The organism is Pseudomonas sp. GW456-E7 (assembly GCF_059424105.1).
The window spans coordinates 21,861-30,414 of record NZ_JBWKZB010000060.1; the positions used below are offsets into that span (position 1 = coordinate 21,861).

Genomic DNA, 8,554 nt, shown 5'->3' on the forward strand with positions numbered 1-8,554 from the left:
TGGCTGAAGATGAAATCCCCTATCGTTATCAATTTCTGTCGTATCGTATGCAAGATGGTCGGATATAATAATTTATGAGTCATTGTCCTAATGAGTGATATTGCTTTGGCAGGTGTCGCAATATTCATAATTTTTTCCTCTCTGGTGGTCACTTGCTGGATATATGTGTTCTCTTATATATTTACGGAATTAATAGAGAGTTACTTGGGTAGGAGTAAGTTTGTAGCAGGTAATCGCAAGTCTTTATCTGGTTTGGGATTGCTTGGCAAAGCGGTCAGGAATGGCTCGATAGCATTTATGTTTTTGTTTCCTGAGCTCTGTGAGAGACGCGGCCTAATAGACAAAGGTGAGCTACTAAATTTGCCGGTGCATCTGAAATGGAAGTTGTTGGTGCCGTGGATTGTTGGTGTGTTCTTGCTGTTCGCAATGTTCATTTTTTGGCTTTTGGTCGTTTGATTTTATTGTTGTTGCTACTGGATTGGCTGTTGGGAGATTTATTAAGGGGGGGTGATGAGTGAACTAACTCTGGCGTATGCTGGGCTAGTTGTAATGATAGGGCTATTTCTTTCGCTTTGCTGGATATTTGCATCCTCGTACCTGCTTAGCGAACGAATTGAAAAGCATCTCGGAAGAAGTAAATTTGTAGCGAATAATCGAGAGGGTTTGTCAGGCTTAGGATTGCTAGGCACAGTTGTTAGAAGTTGTTCCATTGCTTTAATGTTTTTGATTCCTAAGTTTTGCGAGAGACGAGGTCTTATCGAAGGGAATGAGTTGGAGAATTTACCGCTTCATCTCAAGAGAAAGTTGTTAGCGCCGTGGATCACTGGTGGCGTATTCTTTTTTGCCATTTTTCTTTATTCGCTTTATGTCGTTTGGTCCTAAAGCGTGTTTTTGAGTCAATTTTCCTCGGGCTGGCCTTGCTTGGATCAGCACAGCATCACTGGATTTAATGGAAAAGGGGACGTATTTTTCGGCTCTTTTTGTTCCGCAAGAGAAATAAATCTGTCCCCTTTGGTGCAGTCCCCTTTGGTGCACAGATCAAATACGACGTGGGCAAGGCGCTGGGGCAACGGCAGAAGCAGTTTTATGCGGGGATCGAGTGGGATTACTGGTGGAATAAATACGGGATTGAAGACACTTCAGGATTTGAAACAGACCAGAATGCGCTGAGTCTCTTGCTGAAGGTGCATTTCTGACGGGAAAGCGTGACGGGTAGGGCGTTTGACCGGGGCGCGTGGTGCCCCGGTTTCACCCTGTCACAATTTTCGTCGCCGTTTTCTGTAGGGCTTGTGGGAGATTTCCCTGTCTTGATTCACCCCGATGCCCAGGTAAGTCACGATCAGCCGAACTCACAGTCAGAAAACAGGGAAAAGCAGATGATTGATTTCAACAACAAAGGCTTCTTTAAACTCAAGCAAAACGAAGAGTACGCAGAACGCGTCAGTGCGCTGCTGCTGGACGGCGAGCAAGTGATCGACGCCTACAAATCCATGCGCGATGGCGTAGTGTTCACCAACAAACGCATCATCGCCGTCAATGTCCAAGGCATCACCGGCAGCAAAAAAGACTTCACATCGCTGCCCTACAAAAACATCGTCGCCTACTCGGTAGAAACCTCCGGCACCTTCGACCTGGATTCGGAACTGGAGATCTACTTCTCGTCCCTGGGCAAGGTGAAGTTTGAATTCACCGGCAAGACGTCCATGGTAGAAATCTCAAAACTGATCTCCCAACACTTGCTCTGACCCGCTCTAATCGAAACCCCGAAACCCAGGGCTGACGCGCACTCCCTGCTGATGCGCATCCCCCTGTGGGAGCTAGCCCTGCTGGCGATAGCGCCAGCCCAACCGCCCTCAATGCTGAGATGCACCGCAAACCCGCTCACACACCAGGGCCAACCAATGCCTGCCACTCACCACAACCCCTGTGGGAGTGGGCTTGCCCGCGATAGCGCCAGCCCAGCCAACACAAATGCTGGATCAGCTACCACCATCGCAAACAACCCACACCCCACAGGCCCAAACACTAAGCCTCAGCTTTCTCTCCCGCCTTATTGGATACCGGCACACAAACCCGATCCCGCGTCAGCACCTTCACCGCATCATCCACCAACGCCTTGCTCATCGAAGTCAGATAATGCGCCGCCCAGGCGTGACGGTCGGTATCTCTGGCATAAGCGGCATCTTCAGTGAGCGTTTTGGCCAGGAACAGAAAATCGGACGCCATGGACAACGCATCGCCGAGAGGAACGCCGCGAGTGACATGAAACAGCGCTTGATCCGCACAGTAGATCGCGGGTGTCAGGCCGATGGTTTTAAGTTCATTTTGTTCAGTCATTGGCAACCTCCGAGGATGGAGAGGCAATGGGGCAGGGCGTCACGCGATTGGGAACCGCATAGAGATAAAAGCCAAATTTCAAACGGATTGATACTGCGCATTATCCAACTCCTTGATATGAGGAGCTGCCACGTTCGTTTCCACACGAATGGGTGACAGCTGTGCGCAGGGTGGAAAACCGGGAATCAAGGAAACCGGCACGCCCGAAGACGTCCCACGCACAGCCGCCATAACTCACGCCGCAGGCATAAAAAAAGCGCCGGCAGACGTGATGGGGGCGCTGTTGCGCCTTGAATTACACGGGTTTCCACACCCGGTCGCTGAATTGGCAGCGACGGTGGGAGGGTATCGTGCAGAGCCTTGTCCTGCAACCTTGGAGAGTTGGGAATCTAAGAAGCGAAGCTATTTAGGCAGAGGCAGAGGCAGAGGCAGAGGCAAAAAAATGGCAGGCCTCAGGGCCTGCCTCGTATGTAAGTTATTGCAAAGGACTAAGAAATGTTTGCAAATGCTTAAGGTTTAATTGCAGTCGTAATTAATTAAGGGCTATGCGTTTTCGTAGAGTTGATTAAATGAATTCATAAGTTTGTCTCCAAAATTCGCGCCTCTTAAGTATACGCCGAGCTCGCCAAAATCATGCCCTTTTGAGGAAGCTGATAACCAATTCAGGCTACTTACTATTAGGTTCGTATCATCCCAGACTACGAATTTTGCATGGATTTGTGGATCGTCCGCCTTTTTTATTTTAAATCCTAAATCTTGCAGTTCTTCGTTGACAGACTTGGCGTCCTTGTTTTTCATTGCGCCACTAGAACGCCCGTAAGCGACCCGAATGGATAAGTCAGGGTTTGCTTTTTTTGCCGCAATTAGCGGGGTTAAAATAGGGCGTTCCGCAGCGAAACTAAACCTGTGGCTGCATATGAAAAAATTATCAACAACGCTTTCGCTTGCTTGCTTTATTGCGGCATGATGTTCTGCAGATGTGAGGATCTGAGCCTCAACGCTGCTCCTTCCGGAAGGCAGACCGCTCTCAGCGGATTTGTAAATACGAGATGCCTCCATGGCAAGATCTCTACTTAATATGTTAGGAACTCCATATCGTCCAGTGGCTAAGTCTGATGCGATATTTAGGCAGTCCGAAACTAAGAGGGAGTCTCTGATTTGCACGGAGGCTTCAAATCTATTAAAGGCACTCGATAGCCAGTTACATGATCCCACTGTTAAATTCCACGAACCATCTGCATCGTCGGTTATTATGAATTTTGAGTGCGAGCCAGTTGGAGTCGTGTGAAAATTTATTTGTGTTGAAAGTCCCTCTGTATTTATCCGCTGCTGAAATTTTTCTATTGCATGTACTAACTCGTTGTACTGCTGAACTTTGTTCGCTTCACCAGGTTCTGTCTGTCCCCACAAAATGTCCACTTTTACTCTTTTTTTGCCAGATTCAAGGAGCTCGACAAAGATTTGTTCAATAATAGACGGGTTTATAAATGTAGAGTGTATGATTAGTCGTGTGTGTGAATTTCTAATGCTGTTATATAGGTGTTCCCGATGTTCTTCGCCTCCTGATATAATGTTTACTCTCTCGATGTCTACCTCGCGTGCTTTAAAATGACGTTCTAGAGAGTCCACTTCGAAAACCTTTCCCTTGTGACGCAGGCTGTTTGAAGTGCTAGTGCTTTCGGCTAATATTTTTCTTTGGTTTGTAGCCGCCTCAATAATGGCGCCTCTTAAGTCCGTCGAGATGTCAGGGATTCCCGATACTTGATCTTCGTAGTCTACGCATGCAAGCATGTATCTGAGGGAGTCGCTAAAGTTCTCTTTAATGTATTCATCTTCAATGCCTACTATTTCCTCATTCTCATTAGGCAGGCAATTAAGTATTTCGGTGAGTTTTGGCGAAAATTTAGGGTGTGTTATTTTCAACTCCACGCAGTGGCTTCCATACTGCTTCGCCAAGCTCGTCGCTTTGCCAGCTTTGTATATTAAATAGTTTTGTTTTCTTTTTTTCTTTTCAAATCTATAGCAATCACCGGTTAATGGGTCAATTAAAAAGCTCCGAACCACACTCATGGGTACCTGATTTGAAGGGAGTTCTTCATTTCCCGAGACGGCCATTCCTCGCTCTGTAAGTGCGAATAAAAACTCATTATCAGAATTTACTATCTCTATCCACCCTGCTTTCATCAGTGGTATTAAGATTTCAACTATAAGCTGCCTTGGCAAACATGACTCGCTGGACAGTTGTTGAGAGGTTTTTGGACTTCCAATTAAGGAAATCAGTATCATTAAGTCTATGGCGCCCCATTTCTGAGAACGTGAAATTTTTAATCGAAAAGTTCCAAAGCCGAAAGGAACTTTGACAAATATTTTTTGACGATTCTCAGTTTTGGTCATGATCTTTCTTCCTAGCTCTTTTTGGCTCATTCGCGGCTGAAGTAACTTTGAATTTATCTGAGTTTATAAATGCAGCGTGTTTGGATGATTTGAGGTTTTCAAGCTTTGAAATCAGCGTGACAAGGAACTCGTTTCTTGTGTTTCCTTTGCTTACTTCTTCAAGTTGAATTTTTTTTGCCCAGTGTTTTAAAAATTCATATGAGCCGACTATGATTAGTTGATGCTTCGCACGGCTGAGTAAAACGTTCATGCGTCTGCTATCTAGCAGGATTCCCAGTGCACTTAGAGGATAGGAGTCACTATTATTTCGAACCAACGAAATAATAGTTAAGTCTGCTTCCGCTCCTTGAAAGGCGTCGACTGTACTGCAGAATGAAGACGAATCGTCAGGTTTTGAAAAGTCGCGGAGATTTAGGAGTATCTGGCTTTCTCTATCAAGCATTGTTGAAATTCTTTCAATCTGCTTGTTATAGGGAGATAGTAAGGCTAGTTTCGGTGGTTTTTGAATGTTCGGTTTTTTACGCAGGAGTTTAAGTAAGTTTACTACGGCGTCAACTTCAAATGGATTGTTCCATTGTGGCTTTCTATCTCCCGACTTTACCCCTTGGTGAGCCTGTACATCGGGGGTTTCAATCCATACGATGGGGGCACTATTTATCTCCTCAAAATCCGCGGTTTCAAAGTAGAAGGGCTTATTATGCTCTGTATAAAATTCTTTTTTCTCATCAGAAGTATTCAATTTGTGTTTGTAGAATACATCCGATACAACCTCCGCAATTATCGGATGCATCCTGTGCTGTATTTCTAACATACTTGCGATAGGTTTATGTCGGCCCTCATGGCCATAATGATCTTTCGATCTCTTTAGAGTGATTTCTTCTTCGTTTATCAGGTTTTCGAATAGCAAGTGTAGACGTAGAGCTTCCCTGCAAATATCTTCAAGATCTTGTTCGGAAAAATTATCGACAGATTCTTGATTTAATTTGTTTTTTACAAACTCACCTTTTATGTTGTTGTTATAAATTTCCTGCGAGAATTGCAGGGATTTTTTAAGACTGTTCACATTTCCTAATGCCTTTCTCATAACTTCTGAAGCATATGGCGGGAGTTGCTTGTGATCGCCAATCATCAAACGTCTGTGCGATAGCAGCATGGGGCTTAATAGTTCTAAGCCGGTGACTTTTCCTGTTTCCTCCATAATCGACCAATCGAATTGAGAGTTGGATTTTATAAGATCTTCAACTTGTTTTGAGTTGGTCGTGGCGAATACTAGGTTTGCTGATTTAAGAAGTTGGTTGACTAATGTGTTGCGCCCTGATCGATTTCCTGGTGCACTGAGTCCAATTACTCCATTTTTTGTGCTCTCTGATGGGCAGTTCTGGAAGAGAGGGCTTGTGATAAGGTTGCTGATCTGCTCCTTCGCTAATTCGTCTACTTTAAGGTTCGGATCGGCATCGTCTTCCGGTGAACCATTTTTGACGCAGCTTATAATCAAGAGAGGGTTTTCTTGGGTGTTGTCTTGCTTTAGAGCTTTATTAACTTCATTGAAAAGGTGGTGAACTGTTGAGTGACTTTGTGCTGTCAGAAGCAATCGGCTGTTAGCTTCGCTCGAAAAAACTTGCTGCACCAACGTGGTAACTAAGTAAGTTTTACCAACCCCAGGGGGGCCTTGAACAAGGTATAGAGGTAGAGTGCTTAATACTTTCTGAAAAACGTCTCTTTTTGAGCTGTCTAACTGGTTGAATGAGTCGTGTAGAGTAACGCTTTCGTTAGAGTTCATGATCCTTCTGTGGGGAGATTTTAGTAGTTCTATAAGCTCGTCATGGTGGCTTAAGGCATCAATTGCCGCAGCTCGTCTGCTGAGTTGGCTAATGGTCCCTTGAGTGGAGCTTGTGATTATGAATGGAGTTTTATTGTCTGGATTTGGAGTGTTTGTTGTGAACTCATAGATGATCTCGCCATTGTTTTGTTGAGTAGATAAATAATCGAGTACAACCTCGTGATCCTCGTCGTTAAAATTTGAATTACTTAGGAAAAACCATCGTGAATACTCGCCGCTGGCTGTAAAAATCTGTTTTAATCTTACAGCCGGACTTTTTATAGATAAACTTTGGGATACTGTTTCTGCTTCCGGATCAATTCGAGTGCGCAGCTTTACGTTGTACAGGGAGGGATCGTCGGAATCGATCGTGTATGACAGGACCTCAATTGGATAAATTTCAGCTTTGGCGAAGGCAATTTCAGTAAGATGATAGGCAGCAAAACCTGTTGTTAGATCTTTTGCGATATCATCTTTAGTCGCTGGAGAGTCAAGAGTATCAATATACTCGTTCCACGGGGAGGGGTTTAGTCTTTCTAACTCAATTCTATTTGTATGTACAACACATTTAATGTGTCTGTGGATCTGAATTCTTTGATTTCGCTGCCCGAGTTTAATGGGGGGAGTTAAGTATGCTGAATGGCAAAAAGCTGTATTCCAGCTTCCCTCAGGGTCCAATCGACTGCTTTTGTTCTTTCCAATTATGTAGGAAAGTTGAGAGCCGATCAGCAAGTATTCAATGTCACCGTTATTTTGAGTTATTTTTGTTAAGCTTGAGCTCGCAAGATCTTGGCTAATGAAGTCTAGAAGCTCGGATATGTCTGCCTCTGAGAGAGAAATGGAATGATTTTCAAAGAAAATATGCTGTACGGCATTAAATACTGATGTTTTTCCAGAGCTATTCTGCCCTTTGGTAGAAGATGTGTTAAATAGGAAGGCTATAGCCAGTGGGTCAGGGCTTTTTCCAAGGAGGTTGCTCAGCTCTGTAATTATATCTTTTGTTTTTTTTAGTGCTATGTCGGAGTTTATTACCTTGCTTGATGCACTTTTATCAATGTCGATAGCGCCAATTAGGCCCCGTATTAGAACTATCTCATTTATTGTCAGGTCGGTTTTTTCGATGATTTTGTCGATTGGATGGTATGTGTTTGATATTTCTTCTGGATCGATTTTCAGTATTTTGGCGATCAGAAAGCCAAGGTCCATCCAGTCAGTAAGAAAAGAAAAGTGTTTCCTATTAATGTCGGTAGATGAATTTCTCGTTTTATTAGATTCAGACATCCGCTGAACACGAATTGACCACTCGAAACCTGTAAGTTGAAAATCTAAATCACTAGTAGGATCGGTAAGTATTGAGTCAATGTTTAAGTGTCTATGCAGAAGGCCTTGAGAATGCAGGATGCTAATTGCAGATATGATCCGGCTGATATTTCTCCAGAATTTCAATCGATTTGATATTGGTCTTAGATTGAAAATCCAAGGGCGCTGTAGATGTAAAGTCCTTGATGTAGTTTCGTAGTAGAGCGAAAGGGGGAGGCGTGACCCACTATCTAAAACTAAGTAAAATCCATGCTCATCCGCGTGTGATTCATGTATTGGAGAAATGTAATCTCCTACTCCTGGGCAACCTTTGAGTCGTTGAAGTTGTCTTTTTTCGTACAGCCATATTTCTTTTAGTATTTCAGTTTTATCTTGATGGCGGTTGAGCCAGTATTTGATTATTACTTGTTTTCCCTCTATTTCTGCTCCTAGAAGGCCGGGGTTCCCATGTTCAAAGTCATATTCTCTTATGGGTATTATATCTGTGAATTTTGCGAAAAATGGTATCGAAAAAATTTCTTGCATTACCAGCCCCCTATATTCCATGGCTCAAAGATTTGATCCTATATCGAAATGCTAGCTTTGTGCTACTAGGGCGCTGAGGGATTGTTGTCGGCCTACTAAAAATTAAGATGCATTTAAGGGGGGGGGGGGGGGGGGGGGGGGGGGGGGGGGGGGGGGGGG

6 protein-coding genes are annotated in these 8,554 nt (G+C 44.1%); 3 read left to right on the forward strand and 3 right to left on the reverse strand.

Annotation, left to right across the window (positions count from 1 at the left end):
- Window positions 1–510: 510 nt before the first annotated feature.
- The 3 genes from AC07YV_RS26755 (at window position 511) to AC07YV_RS26765 (ending at window position 1,745) form a co-directional block, all read left to right on the forward strand.
- A complete protein-coding gene (locus AC07YV_RS26755) occupies window positions 511–882 on the forward strand; it encodes a hypothetical protein (protein WP_146025411.1) in 372 nt (123 codons plus the stop codon).
- A 167-nt stretch (window positions 883–1,049) separates the two neighbouring features.
- A complete protein-coding gene (locus AC07YV_RS26760; RefSeq protein ID WP_173900860.1) occupies window positions 1,050–1,196 on the forward strand; it encodes a hypothetical protein in 147 nt (48 codons plus the stop codon).
- Window positions 1,197–1,376: 180 nt separating this feature from the next.
- Window positions 1,377–1,745 (forward strand): PH domain-containing protein, encoded by a 369-nt coding sequence (locus tag AC07YV_RS26765; RefSeq protein ID WP_102702202.1) that lies wholly within the window; start codon window positions 1,377–1,379, stop codon window positions 1,743–1,745.
- Between the two features lie 280 nt (window positions 1,746–2,025).
- Here the strand turns inward: AC07YV_RS26765 and AC07YV_RS26770 are convergent, their stop codons facing one another.
- The 3 genes from AC07YV_RS26770 to AC07YV_RS26780 form a co-directional block, all read right to left on the reverse strand.
- A complete protein-coding gene (locus tag AC07YV_RS26770; RefSeq protein ID WP_102702203.1) occupies window positions 2,026–2,337 on the reverse strand; it encodes a DUF3077 domain-containing protein in 312 nt (103 codons plus the stop codon).
- A 543-nt stretch (window positions 2,338–2,880) separates the two neighbouring features.
- Window positions 2,881–4,731 carry a phospholipase D-like domain-containing protein gene (locus AC07YV_RS26775; RefSeq protein WP_158248463.1) on the reverse strand — a complete coding sequence of 617 codons (1,851 nt, stop codon included), beginning with the start codon at window positions 4,729–4,731 and terminating at the stop codon, window positions 2,881–2,883.
- On the reverse strand, window positions 4,718–8,395 hold the full coding sequence (locus tag AC07YV_RS26780) for an AAA domain-containing protein (RefSeq protein ID WP_158248464.1): 3,678 nt from the start codon (window positions 8,393–8,395) through the stop codon (window positions 4,718–4,720). The genes AC07YV_RS26775 and AC07YV_RS26780 overlap by 14 nt, the downstream gene beginning before the upstream one ends.
- Window positions 8,396–8,554: the final 159 nt, after the last annotated feature.

Bases quoted from the DNA above. Each gene is read 5' to 3' on its own strand.
- AC07YV_RS26755 (WP_146025411.1), top strand. From the start codon at position 511: ATGAGTGAACTAACTCTGGCGTATGCTGGGCTAGTTGTAATGATAGGG.
- AC07YV_RS26765 (WP_102702202.1), top strand. From the start codon at position 1,377: ATGATTGATTTCAACAACAAAGGCTTCTTTAAACTCAAGCAAAACGAA.
- AC07YV_RS26770 (WP_102702203.1), bottom strand. From the start codon at position 2,337: ATGACTGAACAAAATGAACTTAAAACCATCGGCCTGACACCCGCGATC.
- AC07YV_RS26775 (WP_158248463.1), bottom strand. From the start codon at position 4,731: ATGACCAAAACTGAGAATCGTCAAAAAATATTTGTCAAAGTTCCTTTC.
- AC07YV_RS26780 (WP_158248464.1), bottom strand. From the start codon at position 8,395: ATGCAAGAAATTTTTTCGATACCATTTTTCGCAAAATTCACAGATATA.